Source organism: Pseudomonas sp. SWI44, assembly GCF_002947915.1.
Classification (GTDB): Bacteria; Pseudomonadota; Gammaproteobacteria; order Pseudomonadales; family Pseudomonadaceae; genus Aquipseudomonas; species Aquipseudomonas taiwanensis.
Genome location: NZ_CP026674.1, coordinates 4,809,532 through 4,830,473, shown reverse-complemented (window position 1 = coordinate 4,830,473; position 20,942 = coordinate 4,809,532). Strand labels below are relative to the sequence as shown.

The window sequence follows — 20,942 nt, the reverse complement described above, 5'->3', positions numbered from 1 at the left end:
GCAATCGCCTGCTGCCTGATCTCACACGTAAACACAGTCTTTTCTGTGTGAACAAACGAGGTTCAAGACCATGGCTAACGAACAAGATAAAAGTGGACAGCAAGGTGGTACTTCCCAGAACGCCCAGGGCAGCCGCGCCAACGACCCTGGCCGCACGTCCGAGGCAGGACAAAAAGGTGGCCAAACGACCGGAGGCAGGCCTGAGGAGCGGCAGCAGGGCGGCCAGGGATCGTGGGAGGACAAACAGCGTGGCGACCTTGAGCGTGCGAGCGGTGCGAATCAGCAAGGCGCAAAAGGTGGGCATGGGGCCGACACCCAATCCGACAATCGCCGTCCCCAGGACATGGACGACAACTCACAAACCGTCCAGGACGAAGACAGCGGCATGACCGACGACAACCGCTAAACCACGTAGGCCGAGGCGAAGGATCGCCTTGGCACTGGGCCTACGCATGACATGCCATCGCCGCACAGTCCGAAAAATAAGACTCAGCGCTCCCACGGAGGTCAGATTCTGTAGATCCTCGTGGAGTCAACACCATGAAATTCGCGCAGTTCTGCCAATGGCTTTCCCACCATGCCGGTAAACCGAGCACCTTCTTCACCGCTCTATTGCTGATCGCCCTGTGGGCTGCAACCGGACCATGGTTTCACTACAACGATACCTGGCAACTGATCGTCAATACGTCGACGACGATCATTACCTTCCTGATGGTCTTTCTTATCCAGAACACCCAAAACCGCGACAACGACATCATTCATGTGAAGCTCGACGAGCTCATCCGCGCCACGAAATCGGCTCAACGCTCGGTGCTGGACCTCGAGGACCTGGACAACCGGCAGATCCACAAGCTGCGCGAAGCTTACCAGGCCATGGGCTGCCAGGGTGAAAACGAAACAGACAGCCCTGAGGCGCCACCCCGGGATGCAGCTGGCGACGACGCGCAGCGCTGATCCCAGGCGCCGTCGCGCTGTAGCCGGCGGCCGGGGGAGTACCACTCGTCGAGTCGACTGCACATCGGAGCCAACGCGCCGCGGGCCGGTGTTTCGAACAGGTATGAGCCTTCTCAACCGCAGGAGTTTTTACCATGCACCCCTACCCTACTCCCCCCTTTCCCTCCCAACCGCAAAACGTGCCAGGTTCGCAACGAAAAATGGACCCGTATCCCGACTGTGGCGAGCAGTCCTATACCGGTCACGATAGACTGAGCGGGAAGGTGGCGTTGATCACCGGAGCCGATAGCGGTATTGGCCGGGCTGTGGCCATCGCCTATGCCCGCGAAGGCGCCGACGTTGCCCTCGCGTATCTCGACGAACACGAAGACGCCAAGGAAACCGCGCGCTGGGTGGAGAACGCCGGTCGACAATGTCTCCTGCTGCCGGGAGACCTGTCCCAAAAGCAAACTTGCCGTGACATCGTCGAGAAGACCGTCAAGCAGTTCGGTCGAATCGATATCTTGGTCAATAACGCGGCGTTCCAGATGTCCCACGAGACCTTCGAAGAAATCGACGATGACGAGTGGGTGAAGACCTTCGACACCAACATCACCGCCATCTTCCGAATTTGCCAGGCGGCCTTGCCTTCCATGCCCGAGGGCAGCTCGATCATCAATACCAGCTCGGTCAACTCCGACGACCCCTCGCCAAAACTACTGCCCTATGCCACCACCAAGGGTGCCATTGCCAACTTCACGGCTGGGTTGGCGCAGCTGCTCGCCAAGCGTGGGATTCGCGTCAACAGCGTAGCCCCAGGCCCGATATGGACGCCCCTGATCCCGGCCACAATGCCGGACGAAGCTGTCAGGAACTTCGGTTCTGGCTATCCCATGGGGCGGCCAGGTCAGCCTGTCGAGGTCGCACCAATCTACGTGCTGCTTGGCTCGGATGAAGCCAGCTACATCAGCGGGTCGCGCTATGCTGTCACCGGGGGTAAACCGATCCTGTGAGAAACGCAGGCTCGCCTTTGCGGCGAGCCTTGCCACCCAACCACAGGGCCCATTTCAGCGTTTGGGTCGACCCTGTCCACGCGCGGCTTTCTGAGCGGTGGAGTCGTGGGAGGTGCCCGTCGAGCCGTCTGGACGTAGTGCGTCGTTATCCCTCTCCTGCTCGCCTTTGGGGTTTTGCTGGGTGTCAGTGTTTTGCGACGGGTCTGCCTTGCTCATGCTGCACTCCTATCCCTTGCTGTGTTCGGGGGACGTTGGTCCGGTGCCGCGCTTGATTCCGCGCGGCCCGGCCACGCCCCAGAGGGCGAGCCCGACTATCGGCAGCGCCACGAGAATCAAGGACCACACCACCTTGGTCGTATCTGACTTGTCGCTACGAAAAACACTCACGATTGCCCAGAGGTCGACCAGCAGGATGATCACGGCGACGGCAATCCAGAAATAAGTCACAGGGGCATTCATGGCGCGCTCTCCTTCTTTGTGCGCAACTGGCCGCATCGCTGCGCAGCGATTGCTGCCTATTACACAGAGGAAGCCGCCAGTGGCAACAAGTTCAGGCCGATCCGTATGCAAGGGATGATCGGGGCCAACGAACGCTGAACCAAATAGCCCTGGATGGCGTCCACCGCACAACAACAGACGAGTCGATCCCCTGATGGAAACCGAACCTGTATTGGCCACGCTCGGCTATCTCAAGGATCATCGGTTGATCCTGACCACAGCTGAGTCCTGCACGGCGGGTTGCATGGTGGCCTTGTTAGCGGCAGTGCCCGGCACCGGAGAAGTACTCGAAAGCGGGTATGTGGTCTATTCCCCGACTGCCAAGAAACGCTTGCTCGGCGTCGCCCCCAGGACCATCGAACGATACGGCCTCACCAGTGAGGCAGTGGCATGGGAAATGGCCCTGGGCGCCCTGCGCGACAGCGACGCCAATGTGGTCATCGCCACCACTGGCGTGGCCGGGCCCGAGCCACAGGACGGTGTTGCGCCAGGCACCCTGTGCTTTGCCTGGGCATTCGCCGGGGAACCCGTGGCTGTTTTCACACGAACCCAGCGGTTCTTCGGAGATCGCTCCGAGGTCATGCAGCAAGGCGCGCTATTCGGGCTGACCCGGCTCGCGCACTACCACCAGCGCTGGCTTCGCGGCGAGCGCGCCTGAGGCTTACTTCTCGCTCGGCGTCACCAACACTGTCTCGCTGCTGTCGAGCACAAACACGGCCATCAGCTTGGCGGGCTTGCTGTCGCTGGCGTTGGCGCTGACACCATGAAACGCCCCTGGCGCCTCGTACCAGTTTTCACCGGGTTTGTAGACCTTGGCTGGTTCACCATTCACACTGCTGCGTACTTCACCTTCGAGCACCGTTGCATAGATGAACGCGGATTTCGGGTGTCGGTGGGCAGGGGACGCGGCGCCCGGGGCATAATCGACGATCACCCCGCGCATGCTCTTGCCCGGCACGTTCGGCAGTGGGTGGTCAAAGACCACGGTGACTTTACTGACCGGCCGTTCGGCGGCCAGTACCGGGGTGAGGGTCAGCGCGGTGAACGCGGCGACCAGGAGAGTGCGACTGAACATGGCGAAGCTCCTTCTGTTCGGTAGGGGTTGCATGGGTTCACTGGCGCGCCAGCCAGTCTTCAAAGCGTGTCTTGCCAAGCCGCGCCCCCTTGCCAGGGGTCAGCGACTTGTCATCGAGTTCGGCGCCGAAGTAGCGTGCGTGGACGTCCGCCACCACCTTGCGCGCATCGCCTTTGAGCCGCAGGAAACGGCGTACCAACTCATCCAGCGGAGTGGCTTGGGGACCGGCGATCTCCAGCGTGCCATTGGCTGGCGCCGCCAGCGCGACGTCGGTGAGCGCCTCAACCACATCGTCCGCCGCCATGGGTTGGAACAGTGCCGGTGACAGGCGAATCTCCTCACCCACCGCTCCCGACTGGGCAATGCCTTCGACGAACTCGAAAAACTGGGTGGCGCGCACCACGGTGTAGGGCACCCCAGACTGCTCGATCAGCGCCTCTTGAGCGACCTTGGCACGGAAATAGCCGTTTTCCGGCAACCGCTCGCTGCCCACGATCGACAGCGCGACATGGTGTCCGACCCCTGCCGCCTTCTCGGCGGCCAACAGGTTACGGGTGGACGTCTCGAAGAACGCGAGTACGGCCTGGTCCTCCCAGGACGGCGCGTTGGCGACATCCACCACCACATCCGCCCCGTTCATCGCTTCGGCCAGCCCCTCGCGGGTGATGCTGTTCACCCCTGTGCTCGGTGCTGCGGCGACGGCCTGATGGCCTCGCTCGCGTAGGCCGTTGACAAGCTTGGAACCAATGAGACCGGTGCCTCCGATGACCACGATTTTCATGGCGCTCTCTCCGCGTGCTCGACTGCAACCTTTGCCGTCGTCAGGCATGCAGTGTGTGCCGTCGCCGCGGCAAAAGCCTTGCTGGCAGGCTGGATTTTCCTCCAGGCACGCTTGAATTTGCGTCCAAACCGTTCAAACCGCGCCCAAGCATGTGCAGCCGGCGATGCGCTGCCGTATCATCGAACAACCCCCATGAACAGTCGCCTCGGACACCGAGCCTAGGGCGCGCGCGAGGACATCACGTGCCATTCGAGTTTGACGACTATGTGCTCGACGAGCAGCGTCGGGAGCTGACCCAGCGCGGACAGGCCGTGACCATCGGCCCGCAGGTGTTCGACCTGCTGCTGCAACTGGTCAGCCACCGCGACCGGGTGCTGGGCCGCGATGAATTGCTGGCCCGCGTGTGGAACGGCAAGATCGTCTCCGAGTCGACCATCACCAGCCATATCAATGCCGTGCGCAAAGCCATCGGCGATACCGGTGAGGAACAACGTCTGCTGCGCACCGTGCCGCGCAAGGGCTACCGCTTCGTGGCCCGGGTCCGCGAAGCCTGCAGCACCGAAGCGCCTGTTCCCACCGGGCCTGTGAGCGCCCCTGTCGGGCCCAGCCTCCCCGAGAAACCCTCGATCACGGTGCTGCCGTTCCAGAACCTCAGCGGCGACCCCGAACAGGACTACTTCGCCGATGGCATGGTCGAGGACATCATCGCCGCCCTGTCGCGCATCCGCTGGCTGTTCGTCATCGCCCGCAACTCAAGCTTCACCTTCAAGGGCCAGCGTGTCGACGTGCAACAGGTCGGCCAGGCCCTGGGCGTGCGCTACGTCCTCGAAGGCAGCGTGCGCAAGGCTGACAAACGGCTGCGCATCACGGGCCAGCTGATCGACGCCACCACCGGCGAGCACCTGTGGGCCGAGCGTTTCGAGGGACGGCTAGACGACCTGTTCGAGCTGCAGGACCAGATGGCTGAAAGCGTGGTGGGCGCTATCGCCCCACAGCTGGAACGGGCCGAGATCGAGCGTGCCAAACGCAAGCCGACCGACAGCCTGTGCGCCTACGATTACTACCTTCGCGGCACGGCGAAGCTGCACAACGGCACCCGCGAGGCCGTCGACCAGGCGCTGCCCTTGTTCTACCAGGCCATCGAACGGGACCCTGATTTCGCCTCGGCCTATGGCATGGCAGCCTGGTGCTACTTCTGGCGCAAGCTCAACGGCTGGATGGGTGATCGTACCCAGGAAATCGCCGAGGGTGCGCGCCTGGCACGCCTGGCCGTGGAGCTTGGCCGCGACGATGCCGTGGCGCTCACCCGCGGTGGGCATGCCCTCGGGCACCTGGCAGGTGACCTGGACGGTGGCATCGCCCTGCTCGATCGGGCGCGCCTGCTCAATCCCAACCTGGCGCCTGCCTGGTTCCTGGGCGGGATGCTGCGGGTACTGCGGGGTGAGACGCAGACCGCCATCGACAACCTCAACCACGCGGCACGGCTGAGCCCGCTGGACCCCGAAATGTTCCGCATGGAGGTGGGCATGTCGTTGGCGCATTTCTTTGCTGGGCGCTTTGACGAGGCGGTGGAGTGGGCGGAGAAGGCACTGGGGAATCTGCCCAGCCTGCTTGCGGCGGTGGCCCTGCTGGCCGCCAGCCATGCGCTCAGCGGGCGCATGGACAGCGCGTACAAAGCCATGCTGCGCTTACGCGAACAGGACCCTGGGTTGCGGGTTTCGGCGTTGCGCCAGTGGATGCCAATTCATCGCGACGAGGACTTGGCACTGTTTGCCGAGGGCCTGAGGCTCGCCGGGCTGCCAGAATGATCGCCCGATCAGGGCATCGCGCGTTTGGGGTTCGATAATCGCACACTTTTCCACGCGGGGCAGCGCTTCGAATTGACGTAATTAACCACCTGGTACAAACATAAGCACATCCAAAAACAACAAAGTGATGCTGCTATGAAGCCCCTCATCCTGGTACTCAACGGCCCCAACCTGAACATGCTGGGCACCCGTGAACCTGCCCAATACGGTCGTGAAACCCTCGCCGACCTCGCCCAGGGTTGTGCTGACAGCGCCCAGGAACTGGGCCTGGACCTGGAGTTTCGCCAAACCAACCATGAAGGTGAGCTGATCGACTGGATTCATGCCGCCCGTGGCCGCTGCAACGGCATTCTGATCAATCCAGGCGCCTGGACCCACACCTCGGTGGCTATCCGCGACGCCTTGGTCGCCAGCGAATTGCCGGTAATCGAGGTGCACCTGTCGAATGTCCACAAGCGCGAACCGTTCCGCCATATTTCATTCGTCTCGTCCATCGCCGTCGGTGTGATCTGTGGCCTTGGCAGCCAGGGCTATCGCCTGGCCCTGAGTCACTTCGCGGAACTGTTGCAGGAGCAGGCAGCATGAATCAGCAAGCCATCCTTGCCGGACTGATCGGCCGTGGTATTCAACTGTCGCGCACCCCTGCCCTGCACGAGCACGAAGGTGATGCCCAAGCCCTGCGTTACCTGTATCGCCTGATCGACGCCGACCAGCTGGACGTCCAGGACAGTGCGCTGGCGCAATTGCTTGAGGCGGCGCAACTCACAGGCTTCACCGGCCTCAATATCACCTACCCGTTCAAGCAGGCGATTCTGCCACTGCTCGATGAGCTGTCGGATGAAGCGCGCGGCATCGGCGCGGTCAATACCGTGGTGCTCAAGGACGGCAAGCGGGTGGGACACAACACCGACTGCCTGGGCTTCGCCGAAGGTCTGCGCCGTGGGTTGCCCGACGTCTCACGACGCCAGGTGGTGCAGATGGGTGCCGGTGGTGCAGGATCGGCGGTGGCCCATGCCCTGCTGGGTGAAGGGGTCGAGCGACTGGTGCTGTTCGAGGTCGATGCTGCCCGCGCACAAGCGCTGGTGGACAACCTCAACGCGCACTTCGGCGCGGGCCGTGCGGTGGTAGGTACTGACTTGGCTAGCGCGCTGGCCGAGGCCGATGGCCTGGTGAATACCACGCCCGTGGGCATGGCCAAGTTGCCAGGCACCCCACTGCCTGTAGAGCTACTGCATGAGCGGCTGTGGGTGGCGGAAATCATTTACTTCCCGCTGGAGACCGAACTGCTGCGCGCAGCACGGGCGCTGGGCTGCCGTACGCTCGATGGCAGCAACATGGCCGTGTTCCAGGCGGTGAAGGCCTTTGAGCTGTTCACCGGGCGACAGGCCGATGCGGGACGGATGCAAGCGCATTTCGCCAGCTTCAGCTGAATCGGCCGCCCCCTTCATCGTCGGCAAGCCGGCACCCGCACCAACCCGGTAGGTGCCGGCTGCCGGCGATGAAAGCCGACACATTGCCATCAGCCCTTCTCATCCAGCAACGCCCTGATCACCCGCGCCTGACCGTCATAATCACCCTCGCCAAAGTGCACATGCCGCACCTGCCCCTTGCGATCGACGAAATAATGGGCGGGCCAGAACTGATTGCCCCAGGCATTCCAGACCTTGTAGTCGTTATCCACCGCAACCGGATACTCGATACCAAGGCTGGCAACCTTCGACTTGAGCGTCCCCACATCATGCTCGTAGTCGTATTCCGGGGTATGTACGCCCACCACGACCAGCCCCTGGTCGGCGTACTGGCGCGCCCATTCGTTCACATGCGGCAAGCTGCGCTGGCAGTTGATGCAGTCCCAGGTCCAGAAATCCACTAGCACCACCTTGCCCTTGAGCGCCGAGGCGTCCAGCGGTGGCGAGTTGAGCCACTGGTTGGCACCGGCCAGCGACGGCATGGCCCCAAGATCGTCATGGGTCCAGGGCTTCGCGGCTAGGCCCAGGCCTACCAAGGCCAGGGCCACACCGCCTATCTTCAGCCAGTGGCGCCGATCAATTCTCATGGCAACCGCCGGTAGCGTACGTACGGTACTGCACGCTCTGGTGCTGACCTTTCGAATCGAGGTAGTCCATGCGGGTGTTCACCAGGCCGCAGGCATTGCCCTGGTCGTCCTGTACCGACAGCACTTTCTTGATATCGAGCGTGTCGCCGTAGCGGTACTGCATGACACCGGCATCGCTCATCGGTGCCGTGGCGGCCTGGGCGGCGATAGTGCCGAGGCTCAGCACGGCGAACAGGCTGGCGCTGGCGAAGGTCTTGAAGTTCATGGCATCTCTCCTGTGCAACGTTCAGGTGTGGGGAGTGTTGCTCCCCGGTCGAGAGCCATTTCACCGCTGCCAGGTATCCTGGATGTGTCGTTGCACGTTGCTATATGCCTCTTCCTGTATCTGAGTCCGGTACAGTGACGCATTGAAAAATCAGATAAAACCCTTTAAATACATGATGTTAAGGAATAATCCAGCACCCGAGATGGGCGCCAATCTTGTACAAACGGATACAATGGCATCAGGACGTCACGTATGCATTTTGAGAAAGACCCTCGTCTGCTCTGCCATCTCCAATGCGTCATCGACTTCGATGCCTAGGCTCTGTGTGAAACGTCTTGAGACGAAGGTCAGGCAAGGCGAAAACAGCCGAGGAAGCGGAGTTTACGGGTTGTAAATGAGCATTCCGAGGCTGTTTTCAACGCAGCATCACCGAGTATCAAGGCTTTTCGTACAGAGCCTACGGGCTTGCTCCCGGGAGGACCGCGCTGAACGGCCCCTCCTGGGCCGCAGCGCTTGACGGGCATCCATGCCCGTCACCTCCCTACGCAAGCCCTACGCTCGGCCTACTGACGTCGCAATTTGCAGCGTCTGGGATATCGCGCATTAAAAGCAAAAGCGGAGCATGAAATACCAAATCCGAACAACAACAACAACAACAACAACAACAACAACGACAACAACAACAACAACAGCTAAACCAGCCGCACATTCAACATTAAAACCATAAATGCGAGGCAAATTTTCTTTTGCTTCGCTTTGCTCTTGCTTCTAGCGCGCGGTAGTTCAGGCGCCACCTAATGCGACTTCAGGAGGCCGAGCGCAGGGCTTGCGCAGGGAGGTGACGGGCATGGATGCCCGTCAAGCGCTGCGGCCCAGGAGGGGCCGTTCAGCGCGGTCCTCCCGGAGCAAGTCCGGAGCGAGGGAACCCCGGAGCGCAGCGCAGGGGCCGGATGATAGGAGCCAGACTTTTTTGGTTACTTTTTGGGGCGCCTGCCAAAAAGTGACCCGCTGTAAGAGCGGAAAGGTGATTGAGCGTCACCTTGGCAAATGGATAAGCTCACGCATCCAGAAACCAAAACTTCGAAGCACAGATTTAAGGGCGGCATTCAGATAGCGTGAATATCCATTCGCCATGGAGGCGCTCACTCACCTTTTCGCCTTTACGGCGACCTACTTTTGCTCTTGGGCAAAAGTAGGCAAAAACCGCTGGCTCCTATCATCCGGCCCCTACGCTTCGCTTCGGGGTTCCCTCGCTACGGGCTTGCTCCCGGGAGGACCGCGCTGAACGGCCCCTCCTGGGCCGCAGCGCTTGACGGGCATCCATGCCCGTCACCTCCCTGCGCAAGCCCTACGCTCGGCCTACTGACGTCGCAATTTGTAGCGTCTGGGATATCGCGCATTAGGCTCTGTCTGAAATCCCAAGAAACTGAAATGTGGCCCCGGAACAGCCGGGGTTCTGTACAGTCGCCGGCCATCTGCGGAAAGGAATTCTGTGATGGCAAAGCGTTATGAACTCTCGAATGAAGCGTGGGCAGTGGTCGCCGATCTCTTTACGGCAGCCCACGTCAGGGGCAGGCCCCGCAGCAGTGATCGCTTGATGCTCGATGGTGTGCTCTGGGTGCTGTGCTCAGGAGCAGCCTGGCGAGATATGCCCGAGCGCTTCGGGTCTTGGGCGACGGTCTATCACCGCTTCCGGGTCTGGCGAAACCGCGGAACATTCGATCAGATGCTCAGACGATTGCACCTCAGACTCAATGACAAAGGCTTGATCGATCCCCACACCTGGATGATCGATTCGACCGCTGTTCGAGCAACCCGTGCTTCATCTGGAGCGCGGAAAAAAGGGGGCCTGACGAGCCTACCGATCACGCTCTAGGCCGCAGTCGCGGCGGACTGACAACCCAAATTCATATGCTCTGCGATGCCAACGGGATACCGTTGCGCTTCCTTCTCTCTGGCGGCCAAGCCAGCGACATCAGCTATGCCCAGCCGTTACTTGATGATGTCAGCATCCCGACAAACCAGCGTGGTCGTCCACGCAAACGATGCAAATGGTTGCTGGCTGACAAAGGCTACGACGCCGAGGCCTTGCGCCGTTACTGCGATCGATATCGGATGCAGCCGGTCATTCCGCTGCGCTCAATGAAACGCAAGCCCAAACCCGGCTTGCCAAGACTGTTTGACCGCCCAAAATATCGACAGCGCAACATCATCGAACGCATGTTCGGCTGGCTAAAAGAGAACCGCCGAATCGTCACGCGCTTCGACAAGCTCGCAAAAAGTTATGCCGCAATGGTCTCGCTGGCTTGTGTCATGCGGTGTATGCGACGGCTTTTTTCAGACAGAGCCTAGGGCCATAGGCATCACTGATGTCCGCTTGGGGTCGAAAGCGGTCACCCACGACCGGCTGCATTCGACCCATAGCGGCCATTCGCGGAAGGAAACTACCGGCCAAGAGTAGACTTTCGAACTAGCCTGCTAACAACCTACAGCGGTCGTTTGAAAGTGATTACTAGAGAGTGTGACTTTATATGAGTACGCCCCAAAACCAGAAATGGTGCCTATTGCGCATGCTCGGTTTTGCTTCGCTGCTTTTCTCCGCCTTCCTTTACTAAGTTACTCATAATATTGGGTACCAACATCTCTGCAAAACCAGCCACCATGGCGATCATATAAAACCCTGAGTCATCTGGAGCTTTGGATACAAATGAAAAGGCAACATCTGCCCGTATTGCAAAGTAAGAGAAAACGGAAGCTGCGATTGCAATTAAAATCCTAGAGCAGCCAATTAGGCAGTTGACCATTTTACTTGCGTCGAGATCTATCTCAAGAGAAGAAAACCCTAGAGCGATTGAAAGAACGCCACCAAGACTCCCGAGCAAAATTATATTAAATAATATCGGGGCGCTCGATAGGCCATTACATAAAGATATAAGAAAAACGAAAAATACAAGAGTTAGCGCACTCAGCGTGTATTGAAGGCGCCCTTGAATGGTTTTTAACTTTACAAGCCGGTCTTCCGCTTGATCTAGGATTTTTTTAGCGTCTTCAGGGAAGCCGGCGGCGTTTGCAGTTATCGCGCGTGCAACAAGCCTATTGATAGATTCTGATTCAGACAAATTCTCTGGGAGCCATGAATATATTCGAGCTAGGTTTACACTTAGCTCATAGTGTCTTTGTCCAATGACTTTGGCGTCTTTGTGCTCATCATCGATATCAATTCTTATCGCGCGATCCGTTCTGTACACAACGCAGCTCAACGCTTTTGAATAGATTTTAATTACTTCTTGGTCGTCATTATCCATAGCTCCAATTATATAAGAGTAAGGTTTTTTTGTTTTTGCGACTGCTCTCTCTCTTTGTCGCTTAACTCATTTTCGGAAATTGAAGATTCGCCCCTGTTATCTCTTTCAGAATCTGTGGGAGCTACGTTTTCAATGTTGTTCTGTTCTGTACGTTTTTCTTCTACAATATCCATTTACACACCTTCAACAAACTCATAAATTTTATTCGAATGCAACGTAAGCTCCACGCGGCATACTGAACACGCGTCATACCAAAATGATATCATTTAGATTTTAAAGGCAACAACCCTTGGAGAATTTCATCGCTTGGGAGGGCGTATTTTTCACTATTCATGTCGACGCTGGGTCTATCTCAGCCAACATCTACCGATACTAACTGGCAGTTTTGGGTCGATAGCGGCCATTCCTGCTCGGCCCTAGCGTATCTAGGCGGAGACCTTCGAAAGACGGTCATATTCACGGTCACACTGTTCGCCAGCTATTCGGGCACGGTCATCAGCTGTCGACAGTTCTCCCGATCACTCAGCCCGTGCGAGCAGGTCGCAGAACACCCTGGCGGCGCGGGTGGCTATCGCACACTAGTTACAGTGCTGATCCGGCAATCGCTAACCTAGTGCCGTGGGGGCAAATCCTTCCCGGGAGCCTTCGCTATGGACACGGAGCAGGTGGCCAGAAACCGACTCAACCAGTGGGCTCCGCCAGCAGCCAATGGCGCTCCACCTCTTCTGGATGAGCGCCATGGTCTTGGGCGTGGTGGTACTTGCGCATGGCATCAAAGGACTTTTGAATCAGCTGCTCGCCAACCTCGACCATCCCTATAAAGCTGTGCTTATCCACGGTACCGCTCCGATCATCTGACCAGCGCATTATAGGACTTTCCTCGGCACTGTCGGCACTGTCCGGCGAATCCAGCATGGTCATTGCGCAAACTCTCTCGCTCAATGTCCACCCAAGCAAAGGGGCCGGAGGGTACTCTTGCACACTTTCAATGGAAACTTAATCAGCCTCTTTAGGCAATTTAGTTTTCCAAAGCGAAACCACAACCCCACCCAGCAGAAGACCTATTGTCACGCTTAAAGATAGCTCTGCCGGAACTTTACCAACTATATCATGAAGGAAAATTTTTGCGCCAATGAATACGAGCACCAGTGCCAACGCATACTTCAGATAAACAAAACGACTTATCATGGCTGCCAGCGCAAAATAAAGGGCTCGCAAACCGAGAATGGCAAAAATATTAGATGTATAGACTATGAAAGGATCTTGGGTAATGGCAAATATAGCAGGCACACTATCAACAGCAAACACCAAGTCGGCGCACTCGATAAGAACAAGCGCAAGAAAAAGCGGCGTCACCCATAAAACATTTTTACCTCTTGCGTCTGGCAAGCTCACCAGAAAACTTTGCCCGTGCAGCTCCTTGGTAACGCGGAGATGACTGCGCAAATACTTGACAAAACGGTTATTTTCTAGATCCGGGGCATGATCGACACGCGCAAACAGCATTTTTATACCCGTAAATACTAGGAAAGCACCAAACAAGTAGAGCACCCAACTGAATTTCGCGATGAGCGCCGCACCAAGGCCGATCATGATAGCTCTCAGTACGATCACCCCCATGATCCCCCAGAATAGGACCCTGTGTTGGTACTGCCGTGGTATCGCTAGAAAGCTAAATATTAGCGCGATCACAAAAACGTTATCCATGGACAAGGATTTCTCAATCAAGAAACCTGTCACATAGTCCATACTGGCATCGCTTCCCTTCTGGAAATAAACCCAAATTGCGAACAGCAGCCCCATGCCAATATAGCCTGCAGAGAGCATTAGGCTTTCTTTGACCCCAATCTCACGATTGCCGCGATGAAGAACTCCTAGATCAAGAGCCAACAGGGTCAAGACAACGGCAAAGAAAGACAGCCAGAGCCATAGATCAGTACCAAAAACATCTTGAGAGAGATAAGCACTGAGGGCAGACATAGGCCCCTCCTCGACAGTCGTAGTTTAACAACTATGACTCCGACATGGCGGCTGTTAACCGTCAGAGGGGCCCGGCGTCACGAGCCAATATTTTATCGAGGCTTTTAAGCTCGCAAGTAGAATTGATTTACAAAACATGTCATAACCAAATTAGATAATCTAAAGAAAATTGATAAAAACATTATCGAGATGGATTTTAATAGGGCGTTCCTATTAGCTATCCCCCCCAATCGCACAGGCAGGGCTACCAGCTGAACTCTATGTATTTGAAGTGGAAGCCATCAACAGCCGCATCCGTTGTCCGGGTGGTTAATCACCGCTCTCAGCAAAAGGACATTTTCATGGAGGCCATGGCTAGGTTCTTTATGAAAAGTCTTGAGACGAAGGTCAGGCAAGGCTGTTTTCAACGCAGCATCACCGAGTTTCAAGGCTTTTCGTCCAGAGCCTAGCCCTTCTCACTGGCCAGCACCGGCAAGACATTCTCTCTTTCAGGTTCAAAGACGAGGTGGAGGGTTTCCTGCAGGTAGTTAAGTCGAAGACAGGAGCCAGGCTCAGGATCAGCATCACGCTGGGGTGCATAGGCCTGAGCCTAGTTGAGGTGATACGACGTTGTCGTGACAGGGTGGTTGCAAAGCAACTGGCGCACCATCACCGAACAGTCGCTCGCGTCAAAGCGGGCGCAACGATCATGCCAGACACCATCAGCAAAGAGTTCGCGGCAGCTCGAGACCGGGCGGTAGCGAAGCTGGGTTTGGTACTGGGGAACAGCCCACCGCCATTCCATGAACAGGGGTCGTTGGCTGCACGGCTCCCTGAACAAGAAGGCCGGGATGCCCAGCGGCGACTCGGACACCATATTGCCAAAATGACCGATATGTACCTCGATAGCCGGGGCTCTGCAGGGATCGATTTCGCCTGGTTTTGTATTTTAGTTTTGGGGATATATTGGGGGAAGATTTCTGGAGACCAGTTAATCTCCTTTAAATTCAGTACCTTAAGCCAGTTGCTGTATCTGGTACAGATACACTGCAATACAAAGCGCCGCAGGCAAGTACGCAAAGGCTCGGTACACTGCGCCCAACCCTTCTGAACAGGAACGCTTTAGATGGAACACGTCGATCACATCCTGGTCGTCGACGATGACCGCGAAATCCGCGAGCTGGTCGGCAACTACCTGAAAAAGAGCGGCCTGCGCACCAGCATCGTTGCCGATGGCCGGCAGATGCGCGCCTTCCTCGAAGCCAACAGCGTCGACCTGATCGTGCTCGACATCATGATGCCCGGTGACGACGGCCTGCTGTTGTGCCGCGAACTGCGTGCCGGCAAGCACCGCAATACCCCGGTGCTGATGCTGACCGCCCGCAACGACGAGACCGACCGCATCATCGGCCTGGAGATGGGCGCAGACGACTACCTGACCAAGCCCTTCTCCGCCCGCGAACTGCTCGCTCGCATCAACGCGGTGCTGCGTCGGACCCGCATGCTGCCGCCCAACCTGACCATCAGCGAAAGCAGCCGCCTGCTCGGCTTCGGCCAGTGGCGCCTTGACACCACCGCACGTCACTTGCTCGACAGCGAAGGCACCCTGGTGGCGCTCAGCGGCGCCGAGTACCGCTTGCTACGGGTGTTCCTCGACCATCCGCAACGGGTGCTGAGCCGCGAGCAGTTGCTCAACCTTACCCAGGGCCGCGAGGCGGACATCTTCGACCGCTCCATCGACCTGCTGGTCAGTCGCTTGCGCCAGCGCCTGGGCGACGACGCTCGGGAGCCCAGCTGCATCAAGACCGTACGCAGCGAAGGCTACGTCTTTTCACTGCCCGTGCAGCTGCTCGAGTCACCCTCATGAAATGGCCCCGCACCCTGGCCTCGCGCCTGGCCCTGATCTTCTTCACCGGATTGGTACTGGCCTATGGGCTGTCGTTCAGCCTGCAGGCCTATGAGCGGTTCGTCAGCAGCCGCTCGATGATGCTCAGCAATCTGGAACAAGACGTCGCCACCTCGGTAGCCATCCTCGACCGCCTGCCTGCGGCCGAGCGCGCCAGCTGGCTGCCTCGCCTGGAGCGGCGCACCTACCGCTACCGGCTCGACCCGGGGGAGTCGGGCGAAGCGATGCCAACCGAGAACCCGCCGATGGCCGCCGATTCGATCGTAAAAGCCATCGGCCATGACTACCGCCTGACCTTCCAGGATATCCCTGGCCCGAATGCGCACTTCCAGGTCCATTTACGCCTGGCGGATGGCGCGCCCTTGACCATCGATGTCACGCCGGCACCGGTGCCCATGGCTACCTGGCTGCCAACGGTGCTGCTGATCCAGTTGCTTGTCCTGTTGCTGTGCACCTGGATGGCCGTGCGCCTGGCCATCGGCCCACTGACCCGCCTGGCCCAGGCCGTGGACAACCTCGACCCGGACAAACCTGGCGTGCAACTGGACGAAAGCGGCCCGCGAGAAGTTCGCTACGCCGCGGCTGCGTTCAACGCGCTGCAGGCGCGAATCGCCGCTTACTTGAAGGAGCGCATGCAACTGCTGGCCGCGATCTCCCATGACCTGCAAACCCCCATTACCCGCATGAAGCTGCGGGTCGAGGTCATGGACGATGGCGCCGATAAGGACAAGCTGTGGAGCGACCTCAACGCCATGGAGCATCTGGTGCGTGAGGGCGTCGCCTACGCCCGCAGCATGGACAGCAGCACCGAAGCGCCTTGCCGGATCAACCTCGACGCCTTCCTCGACAGCGTGGTGTTCGACTATCAGGACAGCGGCGCCCAGGTCGCCCGGCATGGCACCACCGATAGCCTGCTGGAGACCCGTCCCCATGCCCTGCGCCGGGTGCTGGTGAACCTGATCGACAACGCCCTCAAGTTCGCTGGCGCTGCAGAGCTGGAAGTGTCCCGCGAGGGCGGCAGTACGCTGATCCGCGTGCTCGATGACGGCCCCGGCATTCCTGCTGATGAGCTGGATGACGTGCTCAAGCCCTTCTACCGGGTGGAAGGCTCGCGCAACCGCAGCACGGGCGGCACCGGGCTGGGCCTGGCGATCGCCCAGCAGCTGACCCAGGCCATGGGTGGCCAGCTGACCCTGAGCAATCGCGCCTCTGGCGGGCTGTGTGCCCAAATCGAACTGAAGTGAGTCTGGCCAGCGCCCGCGCTGGCCCATGACTTTGCCCACGATCCAGATCGCTACAGTCCGATACACAAACGCCCCTTCACCGACACACTGCAGATACCCCCCGCCTTCACACTCTCGGCATACCACCACAACCGGGAGCGCCCTCGATGAAATCCCTCACCCTGCCCAGCGGCTGGAAGCTGTTCGCCGCCCTTGCCGGCCTGACTTTGGCCATGACCGCCGTGGTACTTGCCAGCCACCCCATTGGCTCGGATGGGCTGCGCAGCGCGATACGCGCCACTGCGCGCAGTTCGTTCGCGTTGTTCCTGCTGGCCTTCCTGGCGTCGACGCTGGTGACCTTCCTCCCCGGTAGTGGCAGCCGCTGGCTGATACGCGAACGACGGTTCCTGGGCCTGGCGTTCGCTTTCTCGCACACCGTGCATGGCCTGTTGATCTACCGCTATGCCCAGCAGTTCCCCGAGTTGTTCTGGGCCGGTCGCACGGTAACCTCCAGCCTTCCTGGCAGCGTGGGCTACCTGTTCCTGCTGCTGCTCACCCTGACCTCGTTCAAAGCGCCGATGCGCCTGTTGGGCGGGCGTGCCTGGAAAACCTTGCACAGCACCGGAATGTGGGTACTGGCGGGTGTGTTCTGCTTCTCGTTCTACAAGCGCGTCCCCCTGGGCGGCTGGTACCCGGTGGCATTCGCCATCATGTTCGCCGCCCTTGCCTTCAAGCTCACCGCCAAGCTGGCCCAGCGCCAACGCCGCACCACCACCGCCCTTTCCTGAGATGAGCCCTGACCATGACGACCCTGACCCGCGCCCTGACCCTTTTCGACCGTTTCGGTACCTGGAGCGCCGACCTGCCGCTGCGGCTGTTCCTGGCCTGGGAGTTCTTCGAGTCCGGCCTGGAAAAATTCAACGGCAGCAACTGGTTCGGCGACCTGCAGGCAAGCTTCCCCTTCCCCTTCAATCATCTGCCGGCGCAGTTGAACTGGCAGCTGTCGATGTGGGCCGAGCTGATCCTGCCACTATTGCTGCTGTTGGGCCTGGGTACGCGGCTGGCCTCGGCAGGCTTGATGGTGGTGACGGTGGTCGCCATCGCCGCCGTGCACTGGCCGGCGCACTGGTCGAGCCTGGCTGAACTGGCCCAGGGCTATGCCATTACCGACCAGGGCTTTGGCAACTACAAGTTACCGCTGATCTACCTGGTCGCACTGCTACCGCTGCTGCTCAAGGGCGCCGGACGGTTGAGCCTGGATCAGTGGCTGAGCCAGCGCTTTCTTCGCCACGCTTGAGTGCCACGCCCGGTCCCGATAAATTTCCCGGCGCGTCGCTCGTTTTCTGTTCAGATCAATGACCAAGAGAACGCGCCGTGGACCTGCAGATCCTTCTGGGCAAGCTGTTCGCCAACGCTGGGAGTGTCGGCCTGACCGGCACCTTCCAGTTCATCTTCGATGCCACTCACGCGTGCTGGTTCGAGGCCGGCGGCCGAGGCGGCAGTGGCCGTCATGCTGCCCCGGATGTCACCATCGAAGTGGCCACGCCCGACTTCATGGGCATCATGGGCGGCCAGGCCAATGTCGAGGAACTGTTCGCCACTGGCCGCCTCAAGATCGACGGCAATCTTGGCCTTGCCACTTTGCTGCCTCAGGCCATCGACATGGCGCTCAATGGCGCCAGCGCCCCCAGGGTCGAGGCCAACCGCCGTTACCCTCCACGTCCCCGCCTGAGCGATGCCCTTTCAGCCAGCCAGCCGCCCTTGCTCAGCGTGGAGCGTCGTGCGCACAGCAGCCTGTCGGTCGAGGCGTTCCGTGAACGTTACATGCTGCATGGCATTCCTGTGGTGATCAGCGATGCTTTGCAGGACTGGCCTTTGTTCACCACCGGTCGCCAGGCTTCGCTGGAGCTGTTCGCCAATCTGCAAGGCATCACCCGCCATGGCGACTACGTGAAGAAAACCTTCTCCACCGAACGCGACTTCCGCTCGACCTCGATGGCCGAATTCATCGCCAGCCTGGATGCACCCGCCCCGCCAAGCAGACACGGTCAGCCGCCGGCATACATGGGCAACAACATTCTGCCTGCGCAGTTGCTCGAACACATTCGCTATCCGCGCTACTTCAACGCGGCGCAGTTCATACCACCAAGGATCTGGATCGGCCCGAAGGGCACGCTGACACCCTTGCATCGCGATGACAGCGACAACTTGTTCGCTCAGGTGTGGGGGGAGAAGTCGTTCATCCTGGCCGCTCCCCATCATCGCGATGCGCTCGGCTGCTGGGCAACATCGCCCGACGGGGGACTGGAGGGTTGCGATGTGGACCCAAAGGCGCCGGATCCGCAGCGTTTCCCGGGCTGCCAGGCGGTTCATTTCATGGAGGTGGTGCTGCAGGCGGGGGACTTGCTGTTCTTGCCGGAGGGTTGGTTCCACCAGGTGGAGTCTCGCTCCACCTCACTGTCGGTGAACTTCTGGGTCGACTCGGGGCGCGGCTGGAGAAACTCGCCCTTGCCCGGAATGACCGGCCAGCACGCCCCCGTCTGAAGATCAACGAGTGCCTACGATCACACCTTGCTCGCGCAGTGAAGTGAGCAACGCCAGGCCTTGCAGGTCTACATCACCCAAGGCCTGAAGGCGCGCGCGGCCAGTGCCTGAAACCACGGCCAGCAGTTGATAGGCCATGGCTGTCAGCCGGGCGAAGCGCACCTGCAGGTCAGCATCGCGGTAGACCAGCAGCAAGGTTGGCGCGGCGGGCGCTTGCTGGGGCTGAAACGGCGGGCCGATCTGCTCTACCGGCCATTGATAGGCCAACACCCTGGCCGTGCAGGACAACAGCGGCTCACCTTCGAGCAGATCACCCCTGGCGTCATGCGGCGGGTCCTGTGCATCGCTGAGGTACAACTGCGCTTCGACCCACTCGTAATGGGCCAGCTCCAGCTGCCAGGGTGCGTCGAGTTCGATGCCTTGCAGGTAGTCGATGAAGGCTTCGGCAATTTCGGTGAACAAGGGCGTCTGGCAGCGGTAGTTGGCATAGAAGTGATGCACCCGCGCATGCCAGGCGGCATCGCCCAATGTCTCCCTCATTACCGGGAAACTCCCCGCCAGCAAGCCCTCGATGGAACCGTAGAACAGATCGCGGTACACCTTGAGCCGCCTCGCCTCGATGCCCGGTGGTGGCGCATGCACCTTCGGGTCACGAAGATGCCGGGCCAGGCGCCATTGCTGGTCACGCAGCGTCTCGTTCATCACGGTCCTCCTGTGCTGCCTGTTGCACGGCGCGTACCCGCGCGGTTTCCGCCAGCAGCTCGGCCAGCGGCGGGTAGTTGAAATCCCGTTCCAGCAGCGTCGGTTGCGTACCGAAGCGCCGACAGGCAGCGTGAAACAGCGACCAGACAGCCTCTTTCACGGGCGCCCCATGGGTATCGACCTTGAGGTCATCCGCCTCGTCATAGTGCCCGGCCACATGCATGCCGGTTACTCGTGCCACCGGCAAGCCATTGAGGAAGCCCGCTGCGTCGTAACCGTGGTTACAGGCATTGACGAACACGTTGTTGACGTCGAGCAACAGGTCGCAATCGGCTTCATCGAGCACCGCATTGATGAACTCCAGCTCGCTCATGGCTTGGTAGGGCGCGGCGTAATAGCTGATGTTCTCCACGGCGATACGCCGTTGCAGGTGGTCCTGAACCTGACCAATTCGCGCGGCCACGTGGTGCACGGCCTCGTCGGTGAACGGTATCGGCATCAGGTCGTACAGATGGCCATCGTCGCTGCAGTAGCTCAAGTGCTCGCTGTACAACCCGACGTGGTAGCGGTCGAGAAACTGGCGGGTCTGGTCGAGAAAAGCACGGTCAAGCGGCAGGCTTCCGCCCAGGGACAGGGACAGACCATGGCAGGTGATCGGAAAGCGCTCGGCCAACCGTGCCAGCCCCTGGCCATAGGCCCCCCCGACACCGATCCAGTTTTCCGGCGCGCATTCCAGGAAGTCGACCGCGCCGTCTTCCATTACCAGCAGTTCGCGCAGCAATCCGCGACGCAGGCCCAGGCCGGCACGCATTGGGTTGTGATTCATGGCGGTCACTCCATAAGGCACGACGCCCGCCTGCCCGGCAGGGAGCGT

The 20,942-nt window shown here is 59.6% G+C and carries 26 protein-coding genes; 14 read left to right on the top strand and 12 right to left on the bottom strand.

Translation table 11 applies throughout. The features are described 5' to 3' along the window. Window positions 1-70: 70 nt before the first annotated feature. The 3 genes from C4Q26_RS22810 to C4Q26_RS22800 all read left to right on the top strand — a co-directional run bounded on the left by C4Q26_RS22810 (window position 71) and on the right by C4Q26_RS22800 (window position 1,946). A complete protein-coding gene (locus tag C4Q26_RS22810; RefSeq protein WP_104881617.1) occupies window positions 71-406 on the top strand; it encodes a stress-induced protein in 336 nt (111 codons plus the stop codon). A gap of 134 nt (window positions 407-540) precedes the next feature. Continuing rightward, a complete protein-coding gene (locus tag C4Q26_RS22805) occupies window positions 541-954 on the top strand; it encodes a low affinity iron permease family protein (RefSeq protein WP_027906756.1) in 414 nt (137 codons plus the stop codon). A 134-nt stretch (window positions 955-1,088) separates the two neighbouring features. Next, window positions 1,089-1,946, top strand: a complete 858-nt coding sequence (locus C4Q26_RS22800; protein WP_027906757.1) for an SDR family oxidoreductase — start codon at window positions 1,089-1,091, stop codon at window positions 1,944-1,946. A 54-nt stretch (window positions 1,947-2,000) separates the two neighbouring features. On the opposite strand, the gene C4Q26_RS28160 is transcribed toward C4Q26_RS22800, so the two are convergent. Continuing rightward, window positions 2,001-2,162, bottom strand: a complete 162-nt coding sequence (locus C4Q26_RS28160; protein ID WP_167332792.1) for a hypothetical protein — start codon at window positions 2,160-2,162, stop codon at window positions 2,001-2,003. Window positions 2,163-2,171: 9 nt separating this feature from the next. Then, window positions 2,172-2,405: a PLD nuclease N-terminal domain-containing protein gene (locus C4Q26_RS22795; protein ID WP_023381023.1), complete on the bottom strand. Its 234-nt coding sequence runs from the start codon at window positions 2,403-2,405 to the stop codon at window positions 2,172-2,174. Window positions 2,406-2,598: 193 nt separating this feature from the next. Between C4Q26_RS22795 and C4Q26_RS22790 the strand changes: the two genes are divergently transcribed. Further along, window positions 2,599-3,102: a CinA family protein gene (locus C4Q26_RS22790; protein WP_104881616.1), complete on the top strand. Its 504-nt coding sequence runs from the start codon at window positions 2,599-2,601 to the stop codon at window positions 3,100-3,102. Between the two features lie 3 nt (window positions 3,103-3,105). Here C4Q26_RS22790 and C4Q26_RS22785 read toward each other — a convergent pair whose 3' ends face one another. Both C4Q26_RS22785 and C4Q26_RS22780 read right to left on the bottom strand, forming a co-directional pair. Beyond that, the gene (locus C4Q26_RS22785; protein ID WP_023381025.1) at window positions 3,106-3,519 is read right to left on the bottom strand and encodes a cupin domain-containing protein; all 414 of its coding nucleotides are present in this window, start codon (window positions 3,517-3,519) and stop codon (window positions 3,106-3,108) included. Between the two features lie 37 nt (window positions 3,520-3,556). Then, entirely contained in the window at window positions 3,557-4,300 is a 744-nt protein-coding gene (locus C4Q26_RS22780; RefSeq protein WP_023381026.1) for an SDR family oxidoreductase, read from the bottom strand. 242 nt (window positions 4,301-4,542) lie between these two features. Here C4Q26_RS22780 and C4Q26_RS22775 point away from each other — a divergent pair, with 242 nt between their 5' ends. The 3 genes from C4Q26_RS22775 to C4Q26_RS22765 all read left to right on the top strand — a co-directional run bounded on the left by C4Q26_RS22775 (window position 4,543) and on the right by C4Q26_RS22765 (window position 7,538). Further along, a complete protein-coding gene (locus C4Q26_RS22775) occupies window positions 4,543-6,108 on the top strand; it encodes a winged helix-turn-helix domain-containing protein (RefSeq protein ID WP_023381027.1) in 1,566 nt (521 codons plus the stop codon). Window positions 6,109-6,243: 135 nt separating this feature from the next. Then, complete coding sequence (aroQ, locus tag C4Q26_RS22770) at window positions 6,244-6,693, top strand: type II 3-dehydroquinate dehydratase (RefSeq protein WP_023381028.1); 450 nt, start codon at window positions 6,244-6,246, stop codon at window positions 6,691-6,693. After that, window positions 6,690-7,538 carry a shikimate dehydrogenase gene (locus C4Q26_RS22765; RefSeq protein ID WP_023381029.1) on the top strand — a complete coding sequence of 283 codons (849 nt, stop codon included), beginning with the start codon at window positions 6,690-6,692 and terminating at the stop codon, window positions 7,536-7,538. Before aroQ ends, C4Q26_RS22765 begins: the two co-directional genes overlap by 4 nt. A gap of 89 nt (window positions 7,539-7,627) precedes the next feature. Here the strand turns inward: C4Q26_RS22765 and C4Q26_RS22760 are convergent, their stop codons facing one another. Both C4Q26_RS22760 and C4Q26_RS22755 read right to left on the bottom strand, forming a co-directional pair. Further along, window positions 7,628-8,164 (bottom strand): thioredoxin family protein, encoded by a 537-nt coding sequence (locus C4Q26_RS22760; RefSeq protein WP_027906759.1) that lies wholly within the window; start codon window positions 8,162-8,164, stop codon window positions 7,628-7,630. Further along, window positions 8,154-8,429, bottom strand: a complete 276-nt coding sequence (locus C4Q26_RS22755) for a DUF2790 domain-containing protein (protein ID WP_023381031.1) — start codon at window positions 8,427-8,429, stop codon at window positions 8,154-8,156. Before C4Q26_RS22755 ends, C4Q26_RS22760 begins: the two co-directional genes overlap by 11 nt. Window positions 8,430-9,924: 1,495 nt before the next feature. Between C4Q26_RS22755 and C4Q26_RS22745 the strand changes: the two genes are divergently transcribed. Beyond that, window positions 9,925-10,781 (top strand): IS5 family transposase gene (locus C4Q26_RS22745; RefSeq protein WP_177429846.1). Its coding sequence is split into 2 segments (ribosomal slippage): window positions 9,925-10,273 and window positions 10,273-10,781, totalling 858 coding nucleotides; the frame shifts between segments, so codons are not numbered across the junction. 209 nt (window positions 10,782-10,990) lie between these two features. Here the strand turns inward: C4Q26_RS22745 and C4Q26_RS22740 are convergent. The 4 genes from C4Q26_RS22740 to C4Q26_RS22730 all read right to left on the bottom strand — a co-directional run bounded on the left by C4Q26_RS22740 (window position 10,991) and on the right by C4Q26_RS22730 (window position 13,714). Beyond that, window positions 10,991-11,734, bottom strand: coding sequence for a hypothetical protein (locus tag C4Q26_RS22740; protein WP_177429845.1), 744 nt, complete (start codon window positions 11,732-11,734; stop codon window positions 10,991-10,993). Between the two features lie 8 nt (window positions 11,735-11,742). After that, complete coding sequence (locus C4Q26_RS27940) at window positions 11,743-11,907, bottom strand: hypothetical protein (protein ID WP_158664907.1); 165 nt, start codon at window positions 11,905-11,907, stop codon at window positions 11,743-11,745. Window positions 11,908-12,415: 508 nt separating this feature from the next. Then, window positions 12,416-12,655, bottom strand: a complete 240-nt coding sequence (locus tag C4Q26_RS22735; RefSeq protein ID WP_256583296.1) for a hypothetical protein — start codon at window positions 12,653-12,655, stop codon at window positions 12,416-12,418. Between the two features lie 75 nt (window positions 12,656-12,730). Further along, on the bottom strand, window positions 12,731-13,714 hold the full coding sequence (locus C4Q26_RS22730; protein ID WP_104881600.1) for a TerC family protein: 984 nt from the start codon (window positions 13,712-13,714) through the stop codon (window positions 12,731-12,733). Between the two features lie 688 nt (window positions 13,715-14,402). Between C4Q26_RS22730 and C4Q26_RS28155 the strand changes: the two genes are divergently transcribed. The 6 genes from C4Q26_RS28155 (at window position 14,403) to C4Q26_RS22700 (ending at window position 19,366) form a co-directional block, all read left to right on the top strand. Continuing rightward, entirely contained in the window at window positions 14,403-14,804 is a 402-nt protein-coding gene (locus tag C4Q26_RS28155; protein WP_177429844.1) for a hypothetical protein, read from the top strand. A 15-nt stretch (window positions 14,805-14,819) separates the two neighbouring features. Beyond that, window positions 14,820-15,560 (top strand): response regulator, encoded by a 741-nt coding sequence (locus C4Q26_RS22720; RefSeq protein WP_023381041.1) that lies wholly within the window; start codon window positions 14,820-14,822, stop codon window positions 15,558-15,560. After that, window positions 15,557-16,843, top strand: coding sequence for a HAMP domain-containing sensor histidine kinase (locus C4Q26_RS22715; RefSeq protein ID WP_023381042.1), 1,287 nt, complete (start codon window positions 15,557-15,559; stop codon window positions 16,841-16,843). The genes C4Q26_RS22720 and C4Q26_RS22715 overlap by 4 nt, the downstream gene beginning before the upstream one ends. Before the next feature lie 146 nt (window positions 16,844-16,989). Further along, window positions 16,990-17,610, top strand: coding sequence for a ferric reductase-like transmembrane domain-containing protein (locus tag C4Q26_RS22710; protein WP_023381043.1), 621 nt, complete (start codon window positions 16,990-16,992; stop codon window positions 17,608-17,610). A gap of 14 nt (window positions 17,611-17,624) precedes the next feature. After that, entirely contained in the window at window positions 17,625-18,119 is a 495-nt protein-coding gene (locus C4Q26_RS22705; protein WP_023381044.1) for a DoxX family membrane protein, read from the top strand. Window positions 18,120-18,196: 77 nt separating this feature from the next. Next, window positions 18,197-19,366 carry a cupin-like domain-containing protein gene (locus C4Q26_RS22700; RefSeq protein WP_104883582.1) on the top strand — a complete coding sequence of 390 codons (1,170 nt, stop codon included), beginning with the start codon at window positions 18,197-18,199 and terminating at the stop codon, window positions 19,364-19,366. 3 nt (window positions 19,367-19,369) lie between these two features. Here C4Q26_RS22700 and C4Q26_RS22695 read toward each other — a convergent pair whose 3' ends face one another. Further along, the gene (locus C4Q26_RS22695) at window positions 19,370-20,068 is read right to left on the bottom strand and encodes a DUF2063 domain-containing protein (protein WP_023381046.1); all 699 of its coding nucleotides are present in this window, start codon (window positions 20,066-20,068) and stop codon (window positions 19,370-19,372) included. Continuing rightward, the gene (locus C4Q26_RS22690) at window positions 20,049-20,894 is read right to left on the bottom strand and encodes a DUF692 domain-containing protein (RefSeq protein ID WP_023381047.1); all 846 of its coding nucleotides are present in this window, start codon (window positions 20,892-20,894) and stop codon (window positions 20,049-20,051) included. Before C4Q26_RS22690 ends, C4Q26_RS22695 begins: the two co-directional genes overlap by 20 nt. Between the last annotated feature and the right edge of the window lie 48 nt (window positions 20,895-20,942).